23 protein-coding genes are annotated in these 25,087 nt (G+C 45.4%); 7 read left to right on the top strand and 16 right to left on the bottom strand.

Annotated features, from left to right (window positions below; translation table 11 throughout):
- Positions 1-33 precede the first annotated feature (33 nt).
- Together ilvN and ilvB are read right to left on the bottom strand one after the other, a co-directional pair.
- Positions 34-516, bottom strand: coding sequence for an acetolactate synthase small subunit (gene ilvN / locus PAHA3_RS03110; protein WP_024628317.1), 483 nt, complete (start codon positions 514-516; stop codon positions 34-36).
- Positions 513-2,264: a biosynthetic-type acetolactate synthase large subunit gene (gene ilvB / locus PAHA3_RS03105; RefSeq protein ID WP_062833428.1), complete on the bottom strand. Its 1,752-nt coding sequence runs from the start codon at positions 2,262-2,264 to the stop codon at positions 513-515. Before ilvB ends, ilvN begins: the two co-directional genes overlap by 4 nt.
- A gap of 603 nt (positions 2,265-2,867) precedes the next feature.
- On the opposite strand from ilvB, the gene PAHA3_RS03100 reads away from it, so the two are divergent.
- A complete protein-coding gene (locus tag PAHA3_RS03100; protein ID WP_062835954.1) occupies positions 2,868-3,311 on the top strand; it encodes a GNAT family N-acetyltransferase in 444 nt (147 codons plus the stop codon).
- A 6-nt stretch (positions 3,312-3,317) separates the two neighbouring features.
- On the opposite strand, the gene PAHA3_RS30335 is transcribed toward PAHA3_RS03100, so the two are convergent.
- The 9 genes from PAHA3_RS30335 to PAHA3_RS03055 form a co-directional block, all read right to left on the bottom strand.
- On the bottom strand, positions 3,318-3,707 hold the full coding sequence (locus PAHA3_RS30335; RefSeq protein ID WP_062833427.1) for a hypothetical protein: 390 nt from the start codon (positions 3,705-3,707) through the stop codon (positions 3,318-3,320).
- A gap of 217 nt (positions 3,708-3,924) precedes the next feature.
- A complete protein-coding gene (locus PAHA3_RS03090) occupies positions 3,925-4,887 on the bottom strand; it encodes an ABC transporter permease (protein WP_062833426.1) in 963 nt (320 codons plus the stop codon).
- Positions 4,888-5,967 carry an ABC transporter permease gene (locus tag PAHA3_RS03085; RefSeq protein ID WP_062833425.1) on the bottom strand — a complete coding sequence of 360 codons (1,080 nt, stop codon included), beginning with the start codon at positions 5,965-5,967 and terminating at the stop codon, positions 4,888-4,890.
- Positions 5,960-7,498 carry an ABC transporter ATP-binding protein gene (locus PAHA3_RS03080; RefSeq protein WP_062833424.1) on the bottom strand — a complete coding sequence of 513 codons (1,539 nt, stop codon included), beginning with the start codon at positions 7,496-7,498 and terminating at the stop codon, positions 5,960-5,962. The genes PAHA3_RS03085 and PAHA3_RS03080 overlap by 8 nt, the downstream gene beginning before the upstream one ends.
- 183 nt (positions 7,499-7,681) lie before the next feature.
- Entirely contained in the window at positions 7,682-8,722 is a 1,041-nt protein-coding gene (locus PAHA3_RS03075; protein ID WP_062833423.1) for a BMP family lipoprotein, read from the bottom strand.
- Between the two features lie 578 nt (positions 8,723-9,300).
- Positions 9,301-9,660 carry a 50S ribosomal protein L20 gene (gene rplT / locus PAHA3_RS03070; RefSeq protein WP_017689664.1) on the bottom strand — a complete coding sequence of 120 codons (360 nt, stop codon included), beginning with the start codon at positions 9,658-9,660 and terminating at the stop codon, positions 9,301-9,303.
- A gap of 88 nt (positions 9,661-9,748) precedes the next feature.
- The gene (rpmI, locus tag PAHA3_RS03065) at positions 9,749-9,952 is read right to left on the bottom strand and encodes a 50S ribosomal protein L35 (RefSeq protein ID WP_017689665.1); all 204 of its coding nucleotides are present in this window, start codon (positions 9,950-9,952) and stop codon (positions 9,749-9,751) included.
- Between the two features lie 24 nt (positions 9,953-9,976).
- Complete coding sequence (gene infC, locus PAHA3_RS03060) at positions 9,977-10,471, bottom strand: translation initiation factor IF-3 (protein ID WP_062833422.1); 495 nt, start codon at positions 10,469-10,471, stop codon at positions 9,977-9,979.
- A 345-nt stretch (positions 10,472-10,816) separates the two neighbouring features.
- Positions 10,817-12,055, bottom strand: a complete 1,239-nt coding sequence (locus PAHA3_RS03055; protein WP_062833421.1) for a glycosyltransferase family 2 protein — start codon at positions 12,053-12,055, stop codon at positions 10,817-10,819.
- A gap of 712 nt (positions 12,056-12,767) precedes the next feature.
- On the opposite strand from PAHA3_RS03055, the gene PAHA3_RS03050 reads away from it, so the two are divergent.
- Together PAHA3_RS03050 and PAHA3_RS03045 are read left to right on the top strand one after the other, a co-directional pair.
- Positions 12,768-13,295, top strand: coding sequence for a phosphatase PAP2 family protein (locus tag PAHA3_RS03050; RefSeq protein WP_062833420.1), 528 nt, complete (start codon positions 12,768-12,770; stop codon positions 13,293-13,295).
- A gap of 50 nt (positions 13,296-13,345) precedes the next feature.
- Entirely contained in the window at positions 13,346-14,497 is a 1,152-nt protein-coding gene (locus PAHA3_RS03045; RefSeq protein WP_062833419.1) for an MGDG synthase family glycosyltransferase, read from the top strand.
- 141 nt (positions 14,498-14,638) lie between these two features.
- Here PAHA3_RS03045 and PAHA3_RS03040 read toward each other — a convergent pair whose 3' ends face one another.
- The 3 genes from PAHA3_RS03040 to PAHA3_RS03030 form a co-directional block, all read right to left on the bottom strand.
- Positions 14,639-16,192 (bottom strand): ABC transporter substrate-binding protein, encoded by a 1,554-nt coding sequence (locus PAHA3_RS03040; protein ID WP_062833418.1) that lies wholly within the window; start codon positions 16,190-16,192, stop codon positions 14,639-14,641.
- Between the two features lie 100 nt (positions 16,193-16,292).
- A complete protein-coding gene (locus tag PAHA3_RS03035) occupies positions 16,293-17,156 on the bottom strand; it encodes a carbohydrate ABC transporter permease (RefSeq protein ID WP_371327924.1) in 864 nt (287 codons plus the stop codon).
- Positions 17,157-17,252: 96 nt separating this feature from the next.
- Complete coding sequence (locus tag PAHA3_RS03030; RefSeq protein ID WP_017689672.1) at positions 17,253-18,158, bottom strand: ABC transporter permease; 906 nt, start codon at positions 18,156-18,158, stop codon at positions 17,253-17,255.
- Between the two features lie 398 nt (positions 18,159-18,556).
- Between PAHA3_RS03030 and PAHA3_RS03025 the strand changes: the two genes are divergently transcribed.
- Complete coding sequence (locus tag PAHA3_RS03025; RefSeq protein ID WP_062833417.1) at positions 18,557-20,809, top strand: AraC family transcriptional regulator; 2,253 nt, start codon at positions 18,557-18,559, stop codon at positions 20,807-20,809.
- Between the two features lie 135 nt (positions 20,810-20,944).
- On the opposite strand, the gene trmB is transcribed toward PAHA3_RS03025, so the two are convergent.
- The gene (gene trmB / locus PAHA3_RS03020; RefSeq protein WP_062833416.1) at positions 20,945-21,688 is read right to left on the bottom strand and encodes a tRNA (guanosine(46)-N7)-methyltransferase TrmB; all 744 of its coding nucleotides are present in this window, start codon (positions 21,686-21,688) and stop codon (positions 20,945-20,947) included.
- A gap of 152 nt (positions 21,689-21,840) precedes the next feature.
- Entirely contained in the window at positions 21,841-22,041 is a 201-nt protein-coding gene (locus PAHA3_RS03015) for a hypothetical protein (protein ID WP_036610190.1), read from the bottom strand.
- A gap of 318 nt (positions 22,042-22,359) precedes the next feature.
- On the opposite strand from PAHA3_RS03015, the gene PAHA3_RS03010 reads away from it, so the two are divergent.
- From PAHA3_RS03010 to PAHA3_RS03000, 3 genes are all read left to right on the top strand, one after another.
- Positions 22,360-23,313, top strand: a complete 954-nt coding sequence (locus tag PAHA3_RS03010) for a TIGR01212 family radical SAM protein (RefSeq protein ID WP_062833415.1) — start codon at positions 22,360-22,362, stop codon at positions 23,311-23,313.
- Positions 23,314-23,898, top strand: coding sequence for a class I SAM-dependent methyltransferase (locus PAHA3_RS03005; protein WP_062833414.1), 585 nt, complete (start codon positions 23,314-23,316; stop codon positions 23,896-23,898).
- Positions 23,899-24,087: 189 nt separating this feature from the next.
- The gene (locus PAHA3_RS03000) at positions 24,088-25,065 is read left to right on the top strand and encodes a type I phosphomannose isomerase catalytic subunit (protein WP_062833413.1); all 978 of its coding nucleotides are present in this window, start codon (positions 24,088-24,090) and stop codon (positions 25,063-25,065) included.
- Positions 25,066-25,087 lie beyond the last annotated feature (22 nt).

Raw genomic sequence — 25,087 nt, 5'->3', positions numbered from 1 at the left:
CTAACCGTCGTCCCCTCTTCATCCATTATAGCCTTATACGTTGCCGCGTACCAATGCAGTTATGCCTGTACGAGACAATTCGCGAATGCCGTATGGCTTGAGCAATTCAATCATGGCATCGATTTTGTCCGTATCGCCAACAACCTGTACAATCAGGCTCCCTGGACCAACATCAACAACGGATGCGCGGAATGTTTCCACCACACCCAGAATTTCTGGACGTTCGGAAGGCTCAGCTTTTACCTTAATTAATGCAAGTTCACGAGCTACCATCGGCTTCAGGCTGAAATCAACCACTTTAATGACATCGATGATTTTGTACAATTGTTTCTCAATCTGCTCCAGCGTTTTATCGTCACCAATGGTGACAATAACCATCCGGGAAAGTCCGGGTTCTTCCGATTGACCTACTGTAATACTCTCAATGTTAAATCCGCGTCGACCGAACAACCCTGATACACGCTGAAGGACACCTGGCTGATCGTTAACCAATATTGAAATCGTATGTCTAATCATTCGTCAGCATCCCCCATCAGCATTTGATCAATTGTTGCTCCCTGCGGAACCATTGGATACACATTTTCTTCCTTGCGTACCACGAATTCTACAACGACTGGTCCTGGTGTATCAAGTGCTTCCTGCCAAGCACGCGCCGCTTCTTCTTTATTCGTTGCACGCAATCCTTTAACACCATATGCTTCAGCCAGTTTTACAAAATCCGGACTTCCTGCCAGATCAATGTGGCTGTAACGGTTCTCATAGATGATCTCCTGCCATTGGCGAACCATTCCGAGTACCTGATTGTTAATGATCACAATTTTTACCGGTATATTGTTAATGGCACAGATCGCGAGTTCTTGGGAACACATCTGCATTCCGCCATCCCCGTTAATGGAGATAACCAGTCTGTCGGGATTGGCCATCTGAGCACCAATTGCAGAAGGGAATCCAAAGCCCATCGTTCCGAGACCACCCGAAGTTACCCATGAACGCGGTTGATTAAATTTGTAATATTGTGCTGCCCACATCTGATGTTGTCCCACATCCGTAGTTACAATCGCTTCACCTTTGGTTGTATCATTCAGCATTTCAACAACCCACTGGGGTTTCAGCACTTCGTCTGAATCCGTATAGCTGTAAGGCTTCTCTTGTTTCCACTGTTTGATCTGGTCTCTCCATGCATCTGCACGCTCTGCACGCCCAACCTCTTTGTTGGCTATTTCAAGTACCGTTTTCACATCACCAACGATTGGAATATCGGTTGCAATGTTTTTACCAATCTCAGCCGGATCGATATCGATATGAACGATCTTGGCATGTGGAGCGAATCCATCCAGCTTGCCTGTTACCCGATCATCGAATCGTGCGCCGATATTGATCAGCAGGTCCGCTTTTTGAATAGCCTGATTGGAAGTGTATGTTCCGTGCATACCCGGCATTCCTGTCCATAATTCATGACCACTCGGGAATGCGCCAAGACCAAGAAGTGTAGTCGTAATTGGAATACCTGTCTTCTCAACAAACTCGAACAGTTCTTCATGTCCACCCGAGTATACCACACCGCCACCAGCCAAAATCATTGGACGTTCTGCTTCCTGAATGGCCTGAGCCAAACGGTCAACCTGCAGTTTGTTCGGCACTGTCCGTGGATTGTACCCTCTCAATATAACAGGTTCAGTTGTCGGTTCAAACAATGTTTTGTTCGCTGATACATCTTTCGGGATGTCGATCAGTACAGGACCTTTGCGACCCGTGTTGGCAATATGGAATGCCTCATGAATTACGCTCGACAGATCTTTTACATCTTTCACCAGATAACTGTGTTTGGTTATTGGCATTGTAATCCCCGTAATATCAGCTTCCTGGAAGGCATCTGAACCGATCAGGCTCGAAATGACGTTCCCCGTAATGACTACGAGTGGTACTGAATCCATATACGCTGTTGCAATACCGGTCACCAGATTCGTTGCTCCTGGTCCGGAGGTAGCGATACAGACACCAACTTTGCCGCTCGCCCGTGCATAACCGTCAGCTGCATGAATCGCACCTTGTTCGTGACGGGTTAAGACATGTTTGAAATCCTCGAAACCATACATCGCATCGTAAATGTACAACACTGCGCCGCCCGGGTAACCAAATACACACTCAACACCTTCAAGCAACAAGCTTCTCAGCAGAATTTCAGATCCGCTAATGACCTCCGGCTTCATCCATTTTTCACGTAATTCATCTGTTGACCGCACTTCTGGAATTTGAGCTCCCATCAGTCATCCTCCTCTCGGAATTTACACCATTCTGACATTTAAAGTTACAAAAAAAACCTTCCATCCCTGCAAACAAGTTCATGCTTGCGAGGGACGAAAGGTTATCGCTTCCGTGGTACCACCCAACTTTGTCCGAAATTTCGCAATAACGGACCTTACCAGGTACAACAAAACGAATAGCCCAAACGAACATAGTCGTTTCCCATACCTGTTGTCTGTAACGCAGACATACGATTTTCCCTAATACGCGAAAGGAGTGACATCCAGTGCTTTTCAGGAAAACAGCTCCGAGGTGAGCTCGTATATAAGGGATAATGGTGGTGGTTTCAGCAATTCCAGCCACTCTCTGAGCAAAAGAGCCCTTAAAACTTCGTCCTCTTCATAGCCGATGAAATATTCTCGTTAAATGTTAGGAACATTATATGATTCCTCTAACCGATAAGTCAATACCTGTTTTGCATAAAAATTCAGAGAGCCTTTCAACCTCACTCTTTAGCCTTTAAGGTTGCCCTAATCCCAGCACTTCATTCAGTCACCTTTTATCTTGCTCCGGGCATAGGATATACGAGCAGCACGACTGGTCCTGAAAGGAGGCTCCGCATGGTGATTCGGCAACGCACATCCAAGCTGGATGATGGCGCCATCATGAAGCTGATTGACACTCAACTTGTTCCTCTCTCTCACATGAGTGAAAAAGAAATTAACAAAATCCGCAAAGAAATACCCCTGCGAATGAACAGGGGCATGACCTTTGTTGTCTCGCCGGAGCCAGACAAAGCTGCTGTCGCATTCATCCATTTTCTCATGCACGGGGAACTGCTCTATGTCGATATGATGGCTGTTAGTCCGAAAGAACAACGCAAACGTTATGGGCAAACTTTGTTACTCAAAGCAGAGAGCTTTGCGGCGTCTCGGGGGTGTAAAAGATCGAAAGTTATGGTGGATGAAGGCAATACCAAAGGACTTCATTTTTATCAAAAAAATGGATATAGTGCGATTCGATACATTATGATAAGCCGCTGCTACGAAATGGAAAAAACATTATAGAATGTCCTAGAAAAATCCTGGTGGACGTGGACCTGGACCATAAGGGCTGAATCCAGGACCCGGTCCAAATCCGCCACCAGGTCCTCCAGGTCCATATCCCGGTCCGTAGCCTGGACCATATCCAGGGCCCGGTTTTGGTCCAGGTCCATATCCGGGACCGAAGCCGGGACCACCTCCATAAGCATAAGGCAGTGTGGCAATAGCGAGCAGATCAAACAATACCAGTGGCAGAATCGCTTTTGTACGTACTTTTTTGCCATTCAAACGCTTGAGTACCAGTTTGTTGCCCGATACTTTCAACAGCTTTCCCGTAACCCGAGTGCCGTCTTTTTTGATTGCAACAATATTTTTACCTATTAATTTCATCGCTTCATCACGCGTAACTTGTTGTTTCATACTTTCCCCTCCTCCTCGGATCGTTCAAAACAGTGTATTCGTCCATCACTGAATTCGCCTGTTTCTTTGTCCCTACCTGAAAATATGGGTATCTGCACGAGAACCAAAGCAAGCGTGAAAAAGTGGCTTGGTGAAACTCAAGAAAACAAAAAAAAGCCCGCACAAGGCGGACCCTTTATCAAAACTGTGAATAACTAAACTGATATGGAAAAGGTTGTTACCTTTTACCCGGATCATAAGCTTCACCGAGTGCAGACGGAGCCGAAGAACGTCCAACCGCTGCAACGAGAACGATGATGGTAAGCAGGTAAGGCAACATAAAAATAATTTCCTGGGGAATACTTTGTGACCATTCGAACAACTGTACATAGTTTCGGATCGCTTGTGAGAATCCGAAGAACACAGCAGCACCAAAGGCACCAATCGGGTTCCACTTACCAAAGATCATAGCTGCAATGGCAATATAACCTTGGCCGGAAACCGTATTGTGTGAGAATGTCCCCGTCGTCGTCAACGTGATTGCAGCTCCACCAATGGCCGCAAGCGCACCACTGATCATAACGCCAATATAGCGATAACGAAGCACTTTAACACCAACCGTATCAGCCGCACTTGGATGTTCACCTACAGAACGAAGGCGTAGACCAAATGGCGTTTTGAACATGATGTAATACGTCAGGAATACGAACAAAATGGCCAGATATGTCGTTGGATATACGTTCTTGAAGAAGGCTTCTCCAAGCAAAGGAATGTCTTTCAAGAATGGCACATCAAACTTGCTGAAGCCTTGAACCAACGGTGAATCACCAGAACCTTCAAACAACAGTTTAACCAAGTACAACGTACTTCCTGCGGCCAAAAAGTTAATAACGATACCACTGATAATCTGGTCTGCCTTAAATGTGATAGACGCAACGGCATGAATCAACGATACCAGTACGCCCAATACAATCGCGAGCAAAACCCCCATCCAGGCAGATGTCGTTCCGCCCATGCCCGCCTCTTGCGCATAATGGGCCCCGATTCCAGCTGCAAAGGCACCGAAGACCATAAAACCTTCAAGTCCAAGGTTGGTTACACCTGATTTTTCCGAGAAAATTCCGCCGAGTGATGCAAAAATCAATGCCGTAGCAAAGACAAGCGTCGTATTGATAATTTGCCCAATTGTCAACAAGTCCATCTACAACACCTTCTCTTTCTTACGCTTCGAATAGAACGGTTTAAGTATCCAGCGCACGATGCCTTGTGCCGCAATGAAGAAGATAATCGAACCGATCACAATCCGAATAATCTCAGGCGGAACATCCGCAGCAAAACTCATACCTGCAGATCCGTACGTGAGGGTACCGAACAGCACTGCCCCCAATAACACCCCAAACGGATGATTCAAACCAATCAGGGCAACCGCAATTCCGTCAAAACCCGTTCCCGGTGAACCAGACATTACAGTCTGGTACTGGAACACCCCAAGCACCTGGAATGCACCGCCAAGACCTGCAAGCATACCACTGATGAACATCGCTTTTACGATATTCCGGTTAACATGCATACCTGCATATTCAGCCGCATTAGGGTTGTAACCTACCGCGCGGATTTCATAACCCTGTTTTGTTTTCCACATATAGATATAAAAGAGCACAGCCATCACAATGGCAATCAACGTTCCCATGTGTACACGGGAGTTGCCCATCAGTTCAGAAAGCCATGTCAAACTAATCGAAGCCGATTCACTGATATCCACGGAACGATTCTCGCCTTTTAACAGCAAGAATTGGCGAACGATAAGGTTGGCCAAATACAGACCAATCCAGTTCAACATGATACTACTGATAACTTCATTGACACCACGCGTTGCTTTCAGATAACCAGCAATCGCGGCCCAAAGACCACCAAACAATGCACCCGCAATCAAAGCCAGTGGCGCATGGAGGTAGATCGGCAAACCTGCAAACTTAACACCAACAAATGTTGCAGCGGTCATACCGACGAGAAATTGACCTTCTCCCCCGATGTTGAACAGCCCTGCACGTGACGCGAATGCAAATGCAAGTCCCGTCATGATCAGTGGTGTCATTTCCCGTACCGCTTCACCAAAGTTGTACATGTCTCCAAATACCTTGGTGAACAATGCGCCATAGGCTTCAATCGGATTGTAGCCACCGATCAGCATGACAACCCCACCGAGAATCAGACCCATAACAATGGCGACTACAGGCAAAATAAATGAATCTCGGGTAAACCATTTCAATACGTTATTCATGCGCAGTACCTCTCTTTTGGGTGCTGCCCGCCATCATCAAGCCGAGCTCCCTGTCATTGGTTTCTTCCGGCAGCACCTCGCCAACGATCTGGCCTTCATAGATAACAGCAATTCGGTCAGATACATTGATAATCTCATCAAGCTCAAATGAAATCAGCAGAACAGCCTTACCTTGATCGCGTTGTGCAATCAATTGCTTTTGCACGAACTCAATAGCCCCTACGTCCAAACCACGCGTTGGTTGGGCAGCAATAAGCAGTTCAGGGTTTTTATCCACCTCACGGGCGATAATGGCCTTCTGCTGGTTTCCTCCGGACAAGGAACGAGCTTTGGTCTCGATGCTTGGTGTACGCACGTCAAATGCCTCCACAAGCCGCTTCGCCTGCTTTTTGATTGCATCGAAGTTAAGGAACCCTTTACGGGTGTATGGTGCCTTATAGTACGATTCCAGAACGATATTTTCACTCACTGAAAAATCAAGTACAAGTCCGTGTTTATGTCGATCTTCCGGAATGTGGGCTACACCCGACTCCGAAATATGGCGCGGAGAATGATTGGACAGCTCCTTGCCCTCCAAACGAATCGAACCACTCTCGACTTTACGAAGTCCGGTAAGGGCTTCAATCAGTTCACTTTGGCCGTTACCATCCACGCCTGCGATTCCGACAATCTCTCCTGCACGTACGTTCAGGTTAAGTTGGTTCAGAACTGCAATGCCTTCTTTATTCTTGGCGGTTAATTTGCTGACTTCGAGCACATTCGCTCCAGGTGTAGCCGGCTTTTTGTCCACTTTGAATGTGACATTCCGACCTACCATTTTCTCAGCCAGTTCATTTGGATTGGTTTCCGATGTTTTGACCGAATCAATCACTTTACCCCGACGGATAATCGTTACCGTGTCAGAGATCTCCATGATCTCTTTCAGTTTGTGCGTGATCAGAATAATCGATTTGCCTTCGGCAACGAGCTTCTTCATGATGGTCATCAGTTCTTTGATCTCTTGAGGAGTCAATACGGCTGTAGGCTCGTCAAAAATCAAAATATCTGCACCACGATACAACGTTTTAACAATCTCAACACGTTGCTGCATTCCGACAGAGATATCATGAATTTTGGCATGAGGATTCACCTTGAGTCCATACTGTTCGGACAGACGCTGAACTTCAGCAGCTGCTTTTTTATAGTTAATATTGAGACCCTTCGTTGGTTCAGATCCCAAAATAATGTTCTCTGTTACCGTGAACGGCTGTACAAGCTTAAAGTGCTGATGCACCATGCCGATGCCAAGATCGATCGCTCGGTTAGGGCTGTCGATGATGACAGGCTTGCCATTCACTTCAATGGAACCTTCATCTGGCTGATAGAGACCAAATACAATATTCATCAACGTTGACTTACCAGCGCCATTTTCGCCCAGTAGCGCATGGATCTCGCCTTTACGAAGCTGAAGGCTGATGGCGTCGTTGGCAACAATGCCTGGGAAACGCTTCGTAATTTGTTTTAACTCAACGACGGGGGTTGCTGCACCCATGTAATCACCCTTATAACTGATATAGTGTGGTTCCGCAAACGAAAGAAAAGCTCCTACCGGAGCGTTGATACACAATGACCTTGTACAATTGTTATGATGACTTGATCAAATGTTCCTGTTCTTGCAGTCATAAGGCCGGTCAAGACCGGCCCCAATGATTATTCTTTTGCTACGAAGATCAAATTACTCAGTAGGTACTTTGATTTCGCCGCTGATGATTTTTTCTTTGTACTCTTCTACTTTTGCAAGTATATCAGCAGATACGTTGGCAGTAGAAGTATCAGCAATACCTACGCCGTTTTCTTTCAACGTCAGGTTCTCGGAACCGCCAGCAAATGTACCGTCGATTACTTCTTGGTTAACGCGCTTAACAGCTTCGTCAACTTTTTTGATCATGGAAGTCAAAGTGATCTCATCACCAAACTCAAGAGATTGGTCTTTGTCAACACCGATAACCCATACATCTTGACCTTGTTTCTTACGAGCACTTGCTTCGTTAAACACACCGTTACCTGTCGCGCCAGAAGCGTGGAAGATAATATCTACGCCTTCATTGTAAAGTGTTGCTGCTGCTGCTTTACCAAGGTCAGGTTTATCAAATGCACCTGTGTAGTTAGAAATGAATTGAGCATCAGGGTTAACTGCTTTAACGCCTTCTCTGAATCCTACTTCAAACTTTTTGATCAGTGGGCTTTCCATACCGCCTACAAAACCAATTTTGTTCGTTTTTGTTGTCAGACCGGCAACAACACCAACCAAGAAAGATCCTTCTTCTTCAGCAAAAGTTACGGACTTAACATTAGGAGAATCCACTACGCTGTCAATGATCGCGAGTTTAGCATCGGCGTTTTGGTCAGCAACCGTTTTGATTGCATCAGCCAATTGGAAACCGATACCCCAAGTCAGATCATATCCGCCTTTAACGAATTCGTTCAGGTTAGGAATGTACTCTTCATCGGATTTACTTTGCAGGTATTTAACTGCAGTACCTGTTTCTGTTTCAGTCGCTTGCAGAGCTTCCCAAGCGGATTGGTTAAAGGATTTGTCATTAACTCCACCTACGTCAGTAACCATACCGATTTTGAGATCGGATTTAGTTTCAGTGGATGTGCCACCTGTATCTCCTCCGGCATTTGTTTCTTCTTTCGGTTTGCTACCGCAACCTGCGAGCATAACCGATACCGCCAGCAACATTACCAAAGACAAGCTGAGCATCTTTTTCATTTTCTCTTTTTCCCCCTTAATGATATATCCTCATTCCAATCCAGCCCACATTTGAACGGTTAACAGATAGCTGGAATGACTTTTATGCAGAATGTATGGTTTCTTCGACATAAAAAGCGCATTCTCACCCTTGAAGCATCCTATCATCTGTCGAAAAACCGAACATTATGACATGGAGAGAAATATTAGGACTAGCCTACTAGAGGTGATTATACAATCAACCAGTGTTAAAATCCAGATGTTTCATCACCAAATATCACATATTTTTGTTCTTTTTTTATTGAAAACGCTTAATAATTTAGCGATTTAACACACTAACGTTACAGCGATGTGATGTTATATAACAAAAACATACCACATACTTTAGTGATGAGTGGAATTCCCCTGTTTTCATTTGTATTATTTCACCGTTCGTATTTTATGTATTCCCATGGTCTGTTATTCACCAGTCATCTGGTTTCATTGTTCCCTTTCAGACTATAGCCTATTCGCTCTACTCATTCAGAGATTCATCTTCGGATTTCTTCCAAGCCGTAAAAAAAGCCGCCATATAGGTACGGCGGCTTGTATCATACAATTTAAGCGTTGATTTTGCCTTTAGCTACAGTAGCCAAAGAGTTGAACGCATTGATGTCGTTAACGGCCAGATCAGCCAACATTTTGCGGTTCATGTCTACTCCAGCAAGTTTCAAACCATGGATCAGTTTGTTGTAAGACAAACCATTCATACGTGCTGCAGCATTGATACGAACGATCCACAGTCTGCGGAAGTTACGTTTCGTGTTGCGACGGTCACGGTATGCGTATACCAGGGATTTCATTACTTGCTCGTTAGCTGTTTTAAAAATACGGTGTTTGGAACCGAAATAACCTCTTGCCAGTTTCAAAACCTTTTTATGACGACGACGTACTACAAAACCGCCTTTTACTCTTGCCATATTAAAGAACCTCCCAAATAAATATAAATGTATCCGTGGTATGTGTACGGCCGTAGCCGATCCCCCATACGGAATGTACTAATTAGAATTAGCCTTTCAAGTTAGCCAAGCCTTGTTTCAAACGTCTAACATCCCCGGCAGCCATAACTGGGTTACCGTTCAGAACGCGCTTAGCACGTTTGGATTTGTGGGAAAGCAAGTGGTTTTTGTGAGCTTTGTAACGAAGGACTTTACCGGAACCGGTAATTTTGAAGCGTCCTTTCAAACTGCTGTGTGTTTTCATTTTAGGCATTTTGTGTTTCCTCCTCCAATGTTATCAGGCTTTAGGAGCCAAAATCATGATCATACTGCGGCCTTCCAATTTCGGTTGACGTTCAATAGTACAAAGTTCTGCAACTTCTACCTTTACGCGCTCCAAAATCCGTTGACCAATCGCGGCATGTGCAATTTCACGTCCGCGGTAACGAACAGAACATTTCACTTTGTCGCCTTCGTTCAAAAACTTAACTACATTACGAAGCTTCGTTTGATAATCGTGCTCCTCAATATTGGAACGGAACCATACTTCTTTAATGTCAACAATTTTCTGGTTCTTACGGGCTTCTTTTTCTTTCTTTTGTTGCTCATAGCGGAATTTGCCATAGTCCATGATGCGACACACCGGCGGTTTAGCCTGTGGTGCCACATTGACCAGATCCAAATTCAGGTCAATCGCCATTTGCAGTGCTTCGCGAATGGGCGTAATCCCAATTTGTTCTCCTTCAGCTCCGACAAGGCGTACTTCCTTCGCCCGAATCTCATCATTAATCATGTGATCTTTACTAATAACCGTCCACCTCCAGGTCATTTTGAATATCCTGTTACACAAAAATAAAAGGGATGCCGGTCAAGCTACCGACATCCCTGTAATCAACACAATTCTTCATGAGTATACACTTCATAAATTATTGGGATCGTTGACCAGCCAACATCATGTTGATCAGGTGAGAAGTCGGACTTCTACTTGTGATTCCATTGCTATTCGTTTCAAAGCCGTTTTAAAGCACTTGAATACTATAACATCCACGAAATGCATTGTCAACATCTCTACAACTTTATTTTCTGAAATTATACATTTGTTATATCCGATGCCGACAAAGTCATGCTTGCGTGTCCCTTACCCTTGCTTGCTCTGTACCTCATCCAAGCGCACAACACGCGTGTGTTGGGTGTGACTCCACTGCTTGTTGTTCTGCGTAAAGAAAGCGTAGAACGTAATCGGGTACCATGACAACAGGTAAATCGGGAACAAAATCAGATATAGATAAACTTTGGCGAAGGTAACCTTCTCCAGCGCCATGGACAACAGGAACGTCAGAATATTCAGACCAATGGCCACGAATCCGACCCATAACGGGAAGTAACCATAAATATTCGCAATGTGCGGACCATTGAATATCGCCATGTCTACCCACATTGCAGCAGTCATCAGGAATGTAAGCAATACAACATAGACGTTGGCTCCATAGATAGCAAGGTCGAATTTCACCAAACTTCTTTCCTTAATGGACTGCCAGAGCAGTGGGAAGAAGTATCTACGTGCAACTGTAAAGTGACCTTGCATCCAGCGGAGACGTTGTCGCGCTGAAGCTTTGAACGTTAATGGCTTCTCATCAAATACTTTGGCATCATAGTTGAAAACAGGATACACATTACGTTGCACACTGCGCATCGTAAACTCCAGATCCTCTACCAGACTTGTTGCGCCCCAGCCAATTTCCTTCAACAGGTTGGTCTCGAAGCACATTCCGGTACCTCCGAGGAAGTTCGCCATATTCAAGTTATGACGAGACAACTGCCACAGACGGTTGATGTACCAGTAAGATACACCGTATGCTGCAGTGATCCAGGAATCCTCTGGATTTTTCGTATCAATGTATCCTTGGATAACACGCGAACCATTGTTCAAGTCATCATTCATCTCAAGCAAGAAGTTACGGTCAACCAGGTTATCCGCGTCAAACATAACAACTGCGTCATACTGACGTGGCAATTTCCACAGGTATTTAAGCATCCATTCGATGGCATACCCTTTACCTCTCAGATCAGCGTTGGTACGTACACAGGCATTCAACCCATGTTCTCTGACAATTTGAGCCGTTCCATCCGTACAGTTGTCACAGATGACGAACACATCATACAGATCTTCCGGATAATCAAGTTGTTTCAAGTTCTCCATCAAGGCACCAATGACCTGTTCCTCATTGTGTGCTGCGACGAGTACAGCGAATGATTTTGTCGCCGGATAATGTTTCTTTTTCTTTTTCTTAATCAGACCGAACAGCGAAAACGTGAATTGGTACACGGCTAGCAGTGCCAGAATGACCTGCATCGTGACGAATATAGCGTCCAACATCGTTCTCTGTTACCCCCTTTTTTTCAAAACCCAGTTTACTCAAGCATTTCTCTTCCTGATTCTGCAATTTATTTTTTTGTGATCTGCAGAATATGACCCTGTTCTTTTGTGTACTACGTGAATATATCAGGCAATGTTTCAAAGCTTGGTTGCTATCAGTTGGCTGCTTTATCGATTCTGTATTCTTTTCAGTCATTTGTCAAAACCCCAATTCCACTTTCTGAAGCAGAAATGTGATCTTTAAACGCTGAATAGACACTTCGTGATACCACAACCTCGCATTCATGCCTGTTATATCTTATTTTCAGCCGTTTACTTGATTTTTATTTCTAAAGTCCCTGCTTTTTTCATCAGCATGTTATTCTTCGTCAGAGGCTCTATAACAAATAACGCAAACAGACCTCAAAAAGTTTAAACCAAAACTCACATTTTTTTTACCTCATTTCAGCCATGTTGAATCATTGTATCTTTTTTGGCTAACCCAAGTCAAAAAGTTAAGATGGGTATATATCCACTCTTTAACATGAATTTTACGTTCTTTACATGTGTTCTTCTTGAAAAGGACAACATTTAAAAATATGATAAACATATACCTGAAATAACCTCAAGTTCACGAAAAACGGTTATATACTAATCAGGACGAAACCGGATGCAGAAAAATCACCGGAAATACTGCCGCCATTACGGGCGGCCTGACTGGCAGGAGGCCAATATGAGCCGTTTATTCTTAAAGTTTCAAGAGTATGATCGAAATGTTTTTATGTGGATCAACGGCCGACTTCATAATCGTTTTATGAATTTTTGGCTGTATTATTTCACCCATCTGGGTGGAGCAACTTCTTCTATTGCAGTATCCTTGTTAATCTGGCTGCTCGCTCCGGCTCCATGGAGCACAACAGGACTTCAGGCTTGTATCGCTCTTGCGATCAGCCACATTCCCGTAGCCATCGCGAAAAAATTGTATCCCCGCATTCGGCCTTATCTGGCCTTGCCGGATACCATCACGTTTCGTAATCCCCTGACGGACCACTCGTTTCCTTCAGGACACACGACTGCCATTTTTTCGGTCACGGTTCCATTTATGACCACTGATCCGATCTTATTGCTAATATTGTTGCCTGTGGCCCTTATTGTCGGATTCTCTCGAATATACCTGGGATTACACTACCCTTCCGATGTTCTTGCAGGTGCCACAATAGGTACTTTAGTCGCACTTGCAACAGTTGCATTCTGGGCTTAAAGCCGATATGTTAGACTCAGAAAAACCTAGCAGGAACAGGTGAAGCAAGCGTGGAGAAAAAAAGAGTATTACTATTATCTGAAGGCTTTGGTACGGGTCATACTCAAGCCGCCTATGCACTGTCCAGCAATTTGCGAAAACTCTCGCCAGACGTGCAGACGAAAGTGCTCGAACTTGGAAGTTTTTTAAATCCCAAGATGGCACCTCTTATTATAACGGCATACAAAAAAACGGTTACCAACCAACCCAAACTCGTGGGATACGTATACAGACATCAATATAAAAAATCATTGAACAGGCTGACAACGCTGGCGCTGCATAAACTGTTCTATACACATACTCGCAGCGTCGTGCGTCAGCTACGTCCCAATGCGATCGTCTGCACCCACCCAATCCCAAGTGCTGTCATTTCCAGATTGAAGCGTCTGGGTGTACAGGTTCCCCTATGCACAGTCATCACCGACTATGATGCACATGGGACATGGATTAACCGTGAAGTAGACCTTTATCTGGTTTCTTCCGATGAGGTTAAGTCCAAACTAATGCTGCGTGGCGTACCAATAGACAAAATTCGAGTCACAGGCATTCCTGTACATCCTAACTTCTGGGAGCATCCGGGACGAGATGAGATCCGAAGCAGATTCAACCTCAAGAACATGCCTACTGTACTGGTAATGGGAGGGGGTTGGGGAATGCTAAGTGACAAGTTGGTCCATCCGTTGCTAACTCGCTGGCATGAAGATATCCAGATCATTTTTTGTCTCGGTCGCAATGATAAAGCACGGATCAGCATGGAACAGAATCCGATGTATCGCAAAGAAAACATCCATATCATTGGCTACACGAACGAAATCGACAAATTGATGGAAGTTTCCGACCTGCTGATCACCAAACCTGGTGGAATGACTTGCAGCGAAGGCTTGGCCAAAGGAATTCCAATGTTGTTTCACAACCCCATACCTGGTCAGGAAGAAGAAAACGTCCATTATTTTACCGCAAGAGGTTTGGGTGAACCCATAACTTCGCTGGACGTAGTGGTCAAATGGATGAACAAGCTGTTGCATCACTACCCGGATGTCGTACGTAAACGCAAACGCCATCTGGCGGAGATCGCCAAGGTTCATCCGATGGAGAGCGCTCAAAGCATCATCGATCTGCTGGAGGACATTCGTCCTTCATCCGCAGAAGAGGCTCGTTTATGATTTTATCCCAAACGGGAGGCTGCTTCCCGCAGGGTTGGTCCAATCACAGCTCTAAACAACGGCTTTAAACAAGCCTGCAACCACATTGAAAAGGTGCCTTCGGATCTGAAGGCACCTTTTCTGTATGAAGGAAAGTACAAACTATTGGATGCCCGCTGACTTCAGATACTCCTGCCACTGCTTGGTGTACTCTGCCTGAATTTTTTCCAACCCTGCTTGCTTAGCCTTCTCCATAAATGTGTTCAATCCAGCCTCCACGTCTGCCACCAATCCCACATTAAGCGGATACAAATATTGTTTTTCCACTTGCTCTAATGCAGCCTTCTCGGCTTGGTACGGAGTCCAGTCTTCAGCAAATCCTGTGAAAATATCCGGCTTTTTGATTTTGTCGAGATCTTCAAACATGGTCAGGACATCATCAAAGGTTTTATCATAGAGCATGAATTCCGGATTACGCCATGCCCAGCCATTCATGCCTTCACGTGGGAAGCCGTTTGTTTGTGCATCGCCGACCATTTTATAGTAACCATTATCTACCTCAAAGTTTTTACCCTCAACGCCGTATTCAGTCAACCAGTTGTAGCGTTTATCTGTCACGAGCTTCTCATAAAACGCCAATGCTTTTTCCGGGTTTTTACTGCTACGCGGAATCGCAAATCCGTTGTGAATCGGGTGAACCGGTTGTGCAAACCCTTTCGCATTCGGATATGGGAAATAAGCCAGTTTCCAATCTGGATGTGTAGACTGCACCTTGATGACATCTGCATTAAATTTGTTCGGGTTCTCCCCCGAGAGAACAACTGCCGCTTTTCCATTTTGCAGCAACGAGTTGGAAGTATCCTTTACATTCAGCACGTTTTTCGGGAAGAAGCCTTTGTCCATCCAGCGTTTGTATGTTTTCAGGTCTTCCAGATGCTGCGCCGATCCCCAATAGGACGTTACAGTCGATGGTGTGTCATACATAATATCCATTCCATATGGGAGTTGACCTGCTGTATTAACCAGCTTGGATGTCAATTGACGAATACCATGGGTATGGTTGGCATTGCTATCCGCAATCGGGATCATATTCGGTTCATTGGCTTTGATGCCCTCCAGATACGCTTCGAGTGTCTCCAGCGATTCCGGCTTCGGAAGATTGTACTTCTCGCGCAAGTCATCACGATACGCAATTCCCTCGGTTACATACTCAATCCATGTCGATGGAACCGTATAGATTTTGTCATTGATTTTGACAGCATTCCACATATCTTCAGGTACATGAGCCTTCAGTGCTGGGGCTGCTGTTGGCAGCATTTCATCCAGCGGCAGGAACGCGCCCTTCTTCGCATAGGACTGGTAGAATGTCCAATCCGCTGTAAAGATCAGATCGATCGGCTGTCCGGAAGACAGCAGCAGTTTATATTTTTGATCCCAGTCGGTCCAGGAGGTGTAGTTGAATTTCACATTGACGTTCAGATCAGCCTCAGCCAGCTTATTGATCTCGGATTCAATGACAGGCAGATCTTTCGGAGCATCCCCAAGCATGTAAAATTGAAGTGTGACTTTCTCGCCTTTGCTCTCGGATGCTCCTCCCTGCTCACTTCCTTGCGTCGATCCCCCCGAACCGTTATTACATGCGGCAAGCACCCCGGCGAATAACATCAGGGCAAGTACCAGAGACAGGCGCCGAATTGTTTTGTTACGCATACGCATCCTCCCTTTTTGTGGTGAACCTTTATATGTTAGCGCAGACTCGCCATGGTTCAGACCGGAGATGATGCCAGAAGCCTGATACCCACAGTGTGTTCACGTTCTAACCTTTCACTGCACCAATGGTAAGTCCTTTAACAAAATAACGTTGTACAAACGGGTACAGGAACAGAATTGGTCCCGTCACAACGATAGCCATCGCCATCTTGGTTGATTCCGTAGGCACATCCTGACTGAGCGTAATCCCTGTGCCAATTGCCATCTGGTCAATGAAAGTAATCGTGTTCATCGTGTTATAGAGATAAAATTGCAGCTGGTACATATCCGGGTTGTTAATGAAAAGGGATGAAGTAAACCAGTCATTCCAGTACCCTAGTGCCAGAAACAGACCTACGGTTGCGATACCAGGCATCGCCAGTTTCAACACTATGCTGAAATAGATGCGGAAGTCATTCGCTCCATCAATTTTGGCGGACTCAATCAACTCATCCGGCACAGCCGAACGAATAAAGTTTTTCATCAGGATAATGAGAAATGGCGTCATCAACCCCGGGAAAATCAGTACCGTGTACGTATCCGTAAGATTGAAGTAGTTCGCCAGCATAATGTACCAAGGCACGAGTCCCCCACCAAACAACGTTGTGAAGTAGATAAAAAACGAGAAGGTATTTCGATACTTAAAGTCCTTACGTTGGAGCACAAATCCGGCCATCGTGATGAGGAAAAGTCCAAGGGTAGTCCCCACCACCGTTGTAAAGACCGTTACCCCATAAGCCTTGAGTACCTGGGTCGGGAATTTGAACACCATTTTGTAGCCTTCCAGGGAAAAGTCCGTCGGAAAGAGGTGATAACCATCCCTCACAATGGACTCGTTGCTGCTGAATGAACCGGATAGAATGAGCAGAAACGGTATCAAACACATGATCGATAAAATGATGATGACACTGTAGGCAATTAGTTGAAACATGAAGGTGAATTCGGAATCTCTAAGACGCGTATTCGCACGCGTGTGAGTATTCATTGGCGTGTTCATGATCGTTCTCCCTCCTGCCCTGCGGGCGTTCTAGAACAAGGCGTAGTCCTCATTTACTTTGCGGATAATATAGTTGACGGTCATGATCAAAATGAATCCGAATAACGACTGATACAAACCGGCAGCAGTTGCCATCCCGATATCAAACGTTACTTTCAGTGAACGATATACATACGTATCGATGATATCTGTCGCGTTGTACAGCACCCCGTTGTTGCCGATCAGTTGATAGAACAGGTCGAACTGTCCCTTCATAATGCTGCCAAGTGAGAACAACAGCAGGATGACAAAGGTTGGCTTCAGCATCGGCACCGTGATGTACCAGATCCGCTGAAAAATATTGGCCCCGTCGATCCGGGCAGCCTCGTAATACTCGTCACTGATCCCCGTTATAGCAGCCAGATAGATGACCATGCTGTATCCAAGATTTTTCCAAAGATAAAAGATGATGATCAGGAACACCCAGATCCAGGGTGTGTTATAAATATCGACCGGGCCAGCCTCGAAACGCTTGAGCACCGTGTTCACGAAACCCGACTCGTAGTTAAACATGTTGTAAGCGATTACACTTAATAGTACAAACGAGATGAAATACGGCAAGAACATGACGGATTGCGTAATTTTTTTGAATAACCTGCCTCGGATTTCGCTAAGCATGATCGCACAGAAGATCGCCAGACCGTTTCCTAATATAATGAAGGCGAGATTGTAACCCACGGTGTTGGTTGTGAGCTTCAGCAGCATTCCCGATTGCCATAGGAACTTAAAGTTCTCCAGACCGACAAATGGACTGCCGAATAATCCTCCTTCAAAATCATACCGGGTAAACGCATAATAGATGCCGACCATCGGAAAATACGAGTTAATCAGAAAAAAGATCAGCGTGGGCAACAGCATCAGAAACATGATTTTGTTCTTGTTCAATTCTTTGAGCATGGCTCGATCCCTCCCGAATTTCTTGCGGTGCTGCCTGGTGGAGCTCTCTTTTTATTGTAGATGCTCGCTCCGCTCACCGATACTGAAGCTTCCCGTCAGAAAATGAACGATTCTGCGAAATGAACTATGAACAAAACGAACGAACCATGAAATGAACACACATCCGTTCACAAATGTTGATATCGTGCATAGGCTAAACCTAGTGAACAATCCAGCGAAAGTTGAACTTTATATAGAGAAAGCAGGCAAAACGGCCCGTCCAGCATTGATGTAAACGCATACATAATATATAATTCAAGATACTCTTGCTCTTCTGCTCATCCATATATGAAATCTAGCGTATGTATATGAAGTTCTACGTTGTTCACCCAATACAGGAGGTCCGAGGGGGAAAGAGAATGCGTAAACGTTCAGAGGACAGTCAGATGGTCTTTACACGAATTCTGATCGGCATTATTATCAGCACTATCGCTACCTTGCTTGTGGCTTCCTCTATTTTGTACGTCAATTATAATCGTATTGCTCTTCGCCAAGTATATCGGACAGATATGAACAGTCTTACTCAAACCAGCCGTGAAGTGGCCAAAATGACCGAGACTGCAAAATCATTGTCATATCAGATTTATCAAGACTACACCATCTCTTCATTACTACTCTATTCCAAACCCAATATCTATGAGATCACATCGGCGATGGAGCAGCTCGACAACTACCGTATGTCCCTTCCTTTTATCGAATCCATCTATGTATATAACTCCAAAAGCAATGAGTTCTTTATCAGTTCCGACGTGCGCAATGGGCAACAGTCCTTCGCGGAGATCGACGATCAGGGGATTACAAGTATCCTTCAGAGCTTCCATGACTATAAACCTTTTGTGCCCATCCCGCGTACATATCAGGTCGGTTCTACCGAAGCGACAGAGGTTAACAGCTACACCTATCTCTGTTATGACACAATCAATGACAACGCCAAACTAAACTATGCCGTCATCGTTAATATCAAGGATGATTGGCTCAGTCCGAATATGAATGCTGTGGATCAACCAGGCAAGACTTTTATCGTGAATGAGAATGGAGACCTTTTATCTGACTTTGGCGACCGTGCATTGATGAAAAATCTCTCCAGCGAAGCATTCATGCAGCCGATCATGCAGGACATGCAGCAGTCCGCTTACTTTACGGAGGAGGTCGACGGAGAAAAATCACTCATTACGTACACCGCTCCCGATGACCTGGGCTGGCGTTATGTGAGAATAACACCGTATGATCTGATTACCTCAGATATACGGAGTATGCGTACACATACCATTCTGTTTTGTGTCGGACTTCTCATCGCAGGCTTGCTGCTCTCTTACCTTGTGTCGCGAAAACTATATCATCCCATTGATAAGGTGCTTGTTCGTTTGCGTGTGATGGAAGCGGAGCGACGTGGCAGTCTTCATTTGTTACGGCAGGATTTTCTGCGAGGAGCTCTGCAGGGTCGTGAAACAGTAACCGGAGGTATGCTGGAAGAACGAATGAAGTTCTATGGTTCCTCCATTGACGTTCAACGTGCTTCCAGGCTAGTATTACTGCGGATTGACCATTTTACCGAATTCAATGAAACGTATCGTGACGAGACCCAGCTTGTAAAATACGCCATGATGAACATATGCACCGAGACGGCTGATCTCCACTATAATGCGGAAGCGGTGGACATGGGCCGCGATCTGATTACACTCATCTTCAATGAAAAAGAAGAAATCCCTCAACTTGGCCAACCTGCTCCTAACCGGATCGAAGAATTGCTACGTATGATGCAGGCTGCTGTAATGACCCATTTAAAATGCTCCATCTCCTGCACCATCGGCACGGAAGAAGATTCATTGGAAGACAGTATTGCATCCTACACCAGATCAGCCGAAGCTTCACTGCATCGTTTGTTCATGGGACCAGGCTGTCTAATCTATACCGCTGACATCATGGCTTATCACACGAAAGAATACGCATTCCCGGCAGGTAAGGAAAGACAACTTGTCGATTATCTAATGACAGGCAAGACGAGAGAAGCCAAACAAGTCTATGCAGACATCGTCGGCGAGACAGCCGCCTATCCGTTTACCGTCTTCCAGCTAGCTTTATCCCATCTGACGATGACATTGAATCATGTACGAAATACCCTCAAGAAGAACAATCAGCTCACGCTTGATTCCGTCTCCGATGGTTTAATGCTGCCTGTCAAAGACGCTGAAGACATCAGTGAAGTACATGAACACTTCTATCGGATGTTTGATGAGCTTGGTTCCAAAGTCGAGGAGAAACGCACACTGAAGCATGAAGAGTTGATTCGTAGAATCAATGGCATTATAGAGCGGGACTATGCTGATCCCAATCTCTGTCTAACCTCGATTGCAGATGAACTGGGCATGTCGCCCATCTATGTGAGCAGGCTCTACAAACAGCTCACCCTGAAAGGGCTCACGGATGTAATTAACGAAACCCGGATAGCTAAAGCTCAGCATCTGCTGGTAGAGACTGAGAATTCCGTTGCCGATATTGCCGAGAGAACCGGGTTCACCAACAGTTCCTACTTCTACCGCATGTTCAAAAAGTTCAACGGTGTTACACCGAACGATTATCGCCGCAAAGAATTCCATTCAGAGAACTTTTGAAATCATACCAGACATGAGTTTATGGAGTAATGTACATCGATTGTAAATTCAAAAAAAGAGCGACCTATGAGAATGAATCATTCACCTCATCAGTCGCTCTTCTTATATAAATTTAATTTTATTTTATTCCTGTTCCTATTCTTCGCCAGACTCATCCGAAGCTTCACGAACTTTATACTTGTCCAGACGTATCTGCTGATACTCACGCAAGGCCTCTTCACCAACGATCACTTCAACGCGGTGAATGTTCATGCCTTTGCCCATGAATTTCTGCTCGTACTCGGTCATTACATGTTCTTCGTTCAATCCATCGCGATGCAGGTTCAAAGACAGATTCGTCATTTGCAGACCAAAGTCGGAAATGGCGTTGAGTGAGAAATCAAACAGTGTCTCCGAGTCGGTTTTGAAATGGATCTGTCCTTTTGGATTAAGCAGTTCCGTATATTTCTTCAGGAAACGCGGGTGCGTCAACCGACGGCGTGCATGCTTTGCTTTTGGCCAAGGATCACTGAAGTTCAAATAAATGCGTTCCAGTTCTTCCGGCTCAAAAACTTCTTCAATCTGTTCAATATTCGCCAGCGCAAGCTTCAAGTTCGGAGGTGTCTCCACATCAGCCTGACTCCATGCATTACGAGCTTTCTCACTGGCACGTCGTACCAGTTCATCATACATATCAATACCGATAAAATTGAATTCCGGATATTTATAACTCATTTGGCTGATAAATTGCCCTTTACCCATACCAAATTCCACGAAGATCGGATGGTCATTGCCAAACAGTTCCGACCATTTTCCTTTGTGCTGCTTGGGGTCCAGTACAACAAGATCGACTTGTTGCTCCAGATTTTCTCTTATCCCTTTTCTGCCACGTAAACGCATTTTATTCCTCCGTTTGTCCCATACTTGTCTCAGACTTATTTTGCCGAAGAACCGGCAAATTGTAAAGAGCAATGAAAAGGGAATCTTCGGATCTGCCACTTTGGGCAAATCTCAAAGATTCCCTCTTCGATTTATTTGGAATTGGGGTCCAACTACTTTAGTAGTTCATAGTCTACCTTATCTTGGTGTGAAAAATCAAATGTCTTTTCGAAAGCATCGCGAACTTTTTGTCTTGCAGCCGCTTTCACTTTCGGATTTCCATTAAAACGAACACCTGTTAATGCCAGGGCTTCTTCTGCCGTCAATTCAACAGACACATGATTCAATTCATTGTTTTTAACTTGGGAATTCATTCATATCACCTCACGGTATAGTATGGTCCATGACGTCAACGTTGATTCAAATGCTATGATGAATAATACCCATTAGATGGTGTCTGACGTTGATTTAAATATAACACAAGGTGTAAACTATAGCAAGCAGAAAACCTTGATTTTACGGCCTGTTTTTGCGTTTCGATTCCCTTTTTTTTCAGTTTTTTGATACAATGATACATGTTCATGAAGACACCAATAATCGCTATCGATCGTCATTGACGGAAATCGCATAGCGCTTCTTCTTTTGTTCACGTATGATTACTGTAATTCGACTGCCAAAGGAGTACCTTAAAGATGAATGCACCTGCATTACAGCCCCCTCTTCTGTGGGGAGATAAACGATTCCATACCTGGAATTACGAGATGCGCGACCAATTTAACAATAAGGTTTTCAAAGTGATGCTGGATGCCGGCTTCACCTGTCCGAACCGTGACGGTTCAATTGCCAAAGGTGGCTGCACCTTCTGCAGTGCGCGTGGATCAGGTGATTTTGCTGGTAGCAGACGTGAAGATCTGGTCACCCAGTTCAATACGATAAGAGATAAACAACATCTCAAGTGGCCTACAGCCCATTATATTGGCTACTTCCAAGCCTATACCAACACGTATGCTCCGGTTGAGGAGCTGCGCGAATATTTTGAAGAAATTCTAGAGCAACCCGGTGTTGTTGGTTTGTCCATCGCCACTCGCCCGGACTGTTTGCCAGATGACGTCGTTGATTATTTGGCTGAACTGAACGAGCGCACCTACCTGTGGGTTGAGATGGGGCTGCAAACCATCCATGATTCCACATCGACATTGATCAATCGGGCGCACGACACGAAGTGTTACGAAGAAGCCGTTGAGAAACTGCGCAAACGGAATATACGTGTGTGCACACATATCATATATGGTCTGCCTCAAGAGACGCATGAAATGATGCTGGATACTGGACGTGCCGTCGCCAACATGGATGTACAGGGCATCAAGATTCACCTGCTGCATCTGATGCGCAAAACACCAATGGTAAAGCAATACGAAGCCGGTCTTTTACGTTTTCTGGATCAGAACGAGTATATTAAGCTGATCGTAGATACACTGGAGATGCTTCCACCGGAAATGATTGTACACCGCCTTACAGGGGACGCACCGCGTGATCTGCTGATTGGACCGATGTGGTCTATGAACAAATGGGAAGTGTTGAACTCCATTGATCGTGAGCTGCGAGAGCGGGATTCCTGGCAAGGTAAGTATTGGAGGCGAGCATAGATGGGCTTTCTTTCAGTTCTCAGCTGTGCGCATCAGTGGATTGCTTCCCGTCTGCAGCCAGGTGATCTGGCCATAGATGCAACCGTCGGCACAGGAGCAGACACACTATTTCTGGCACAACAAGTAGGCAGACGTGGTCAAGTCATTGGATTTGATATTCAAAGTGAGGCCCTCACGCTGGCACAGGCTCGGATTCGAAAACAAGACGACGAAGCCAAGCTTGGCTCCATCTCCATGCTTCAACTAAGCCATGAACGAATGGCAGAAGCGGTGCCTGAGTCATGGGTTGGTGAAGTTGGGGCGGTCATGTTCAATCTGGGGTACCTGCCTTCAGAAAGTGCAGATTCCTCGATCATCACCGAGACAGACAGCACGATCGCTGCACTCGAAGCCGCACTCGCTTTATTACGTACTCGCGGGATCATTACGGTTGTGCTCTACCCCGGTCATGACGGAGGGGCACAGGAAGCAGAAGCTGTATTGGAATGGTCTTCTGCCCTGCCGGTAGAACAGGCACAGGTCGTGATGTATCGCCAATTACAGCGAGAGACTTCTCCTTTTCTGATCGGAATCGAGAAAAAATAATTTCCTTTGTTCACCAAATACAATAAACTAGACACAGTCGCAAGGTGAGCCATTACTGGCGTTCTCTTACTGCGATCTGTGTTCTACATACACATATGCAAACGTATTCACTTGTTTGTTCATGGCGACTACATGCCCATGACTGATTAAAGCGATCCACCATTTCATATACTAGAGGAGAGATTACTGATGTCTACGCCATACCCATTACAATTCCAACCTGAATTCAAAGAACGTGTGTGGGGCGGTCGTGCGCTGGAGCAATTTGGCCTTACGCCCCCTGAAGGACATATTGGAGAAGGCTGGATGATTGCAGATCATCCCAATGGTACAACCAAGGTATTAAATGGAGCACTTGCTGGCAAGGGTCTGGATGAAGTTCGTGAACAGCTGGGCACCGAATGGCTTGGGACCAAAGGCGTTTCCGAGAAAGGTGGACGTTTCCCCCTTTTGATTAAATTGCTCGACTGCAACGATGACCTGTCCGTTCAGGTTCATCCGACAGACGAGTACGAGGCACTTCCTCCTGGCGAGCTTGGCAAAACAGAAATGTGGTATGTACTCGACGCAAAACCGGGCGCACACATCATCTATGGCTTAAATGAAGGTGTGGACCGTGCAACATTGAAAGAAGCATTGGAGAACGGTACGGTGATGGATACCCTTCGTCAGGTTCCTGTTGAAGCTGGTGATACGTTCTTTATCCCTGCAGGAACGGTACATGCGCTCTGTGCGGGTGTGGTTGTCGCTGAGATTCAGCAAAACTCGGATACGACGTATCGGATCTACGATTACAATCGTCCAGGGCTGGATGGCAAGCCACGTGAGTTGCATGTTGAAGACTCGTTGAATGTAACCGCCTATGAGGGCGCAGGTGCCTCAACAATGAAAACAAACAACGCTACTCCTGGTGAATGGCTCAAGCTTGCGGAATGCCCTTATTTTGTGGTCGAAAAAGGCATCGTGACTGAACGTTGGGAACTCTCCACCAATCCTGATAGCTTCACGATTCTCGTTGTCTGTGAAGGCGAAGGAACGCTGTCGTGGGCACATGCTGAATCAGACAACATTGAATTGAAAGCCGGACAATGTTATCTCTTGCCAGCCAATCTGGGTTCCTATACATTAGATGGAAATACCACTGTTCTTCGCTCTTACCTGCCATAAATCAAGCTTATATGTAACCTGT

Source organism: Paenibacillus amylolyticus, assembly GCF_001570725.1.
GTDB classification, from domain to species: Bacteria; Bacillota; Bacilli; order Paenibacillales; family Paenibacillaceae; genus Paenibacillus; species Paenibacillus amylolyticus_A.
Note: the sequence above shows the minus strand (reverse complement) of the source record. Positions and strands in the feature narration are given on the sequence as shown.

Coding starts and splice junctions, on each gene's coding strand:
- trmB (WP_062833416.1), bottom strand. CDS start 21,688: ATGCGTTTACGTGGCAGAAAAGGGATAAGAGAAAATCTGGAGCAACAA.
- ilvN (WP_024628317.1), bottom strand. CDS start 516: ATGATTAGACATACGATTTCAATATTGGTTAACGATCAGCCAGGTGTC.
- PAHA3_RS03090 (WP_062833426.1), bottom strand. CDS start 4,887: ATGGACTTGTTGACAATTGGGCAAATTATCAATACGACGCTTGTCTTT.
- PAHA3_RS03000 (WP_062833413.1), top strand. CDS start 24,088: ATGTCTACGCCATACCCATTACAATTCCAACCTGAATTCAAAGAACGT.
- rplT (WP_017689664.1), bottom strand. CDS start 9,660: ATGGCAAGAGTAAAAGGCGGTTTTGTAGTACGTCGTCGTCATAAAAAG.
- PAHA3_RS03080 (WP_062833424.1), bottom strand. CDS start 7,498: ATGGGTGCAGCAACCCCCGTCGTTGAGTTAAAACAAATTACGAAGCGT.
- PAHA3_RS03055 (WP_062833421.1), bottom strand. CDS start 12,055: ATGTTGGACGCTATATTCGTCACGATGCAGGTCATTCTGGCACTGCTA.
- PAHA3_RS30335 (WP_062833427.1), bottom strand. CDS start 3,707: ATGAAACAACAAGTTACGCGTGATGAAGCGATGAAATTAATAGGTAAA.
- PAHA3_RS03025 (WP_062833417.1), top strand. CDS start 18,557: ATGCGTAAACGTTCAGAGGACAGTCAGATGGTCTTTACACGAATTCTG.
- PAHA3_RS03035 (WP_371327924.1), bottom strand. CDS start 17,156: ATGTTTCAACTAATTGCCTACAGTGTCATCATCATTTTATCGATCATG.
- rpmI (WP_017689665.1), bottom strand. CDS start 9,952: ATGCCTAAAATGAAAACACACAGCAGTTTGAAAGGACGCTTCAAAATT.
- PAHA3_RS03050 (WP_062833420.1), top strand. CDS start 12,768: ATGAGCCGTTTATTCTTAAAGTTTCAAGAGTATGATCGAAATGTTTTT.
- PAHA3_RS03030 (WP_017689672.1), bottom strand. CDS start 18,158: ATGCTCAAAGAATTGAACAAGAACAAAATCATGTTTCTGATGCTGTTG.
- infC (WP_062833422.1), bottom strand. CDS start 10,471: ATGATTAATGATGAGATTCGGGCGAAGGAAGTACGCCTTGTCGGAGCT.
- PAHA3_RS03075 (WP_062833423.1), bottom strand. CDS start 8,722: ATGAAAAAGATGCTCAGCTTGTCTTTGGTAATGTTGCTGGCGGTATCG.
- PAHA3_RS03040 (WP_062833418.1), bottom strand. CDS start 16,192: ATGCGTATGCGTAACAAAACAATTCGGCGCCTGTCTCTGGTACTTGCC.
- PAHA3_RS03010 (WP_062833415.1), top strand. CDS start 22,360: ATGAATGCACCTGCATTACAGCCCCCTCTTCTGTGGGGAGATAAACGA.
- ilvB (WP_062833428.1), bottom strand. CDS start 2,264: ATGGGAGCTCAAATTCCAGAAGTGCGGTCAACAGATGAATTACGTGAA.
- PAHA3_RS03005 (WP_062833414.1), top strand. CDS start 23,314: ATGGGCTTTCTTTCAGTTCTCAGCTGTGCGCATCAGTGGATTGCTTCC.
- PAHA3_RS03085 (WP_062833425.1), bottom strand. CDS start 5,967: ATGAATAACGTATTGAAATGGTTTACCCGAGATTCATTTATTTTGCCT.
- PAHA3_RS03015 (WP_036610190.1), bottom strand. CDS start 22,041: ATGAATTCCCAAGTTAAAAACAATGAATTGAATCATGTGTCTGTTGAA.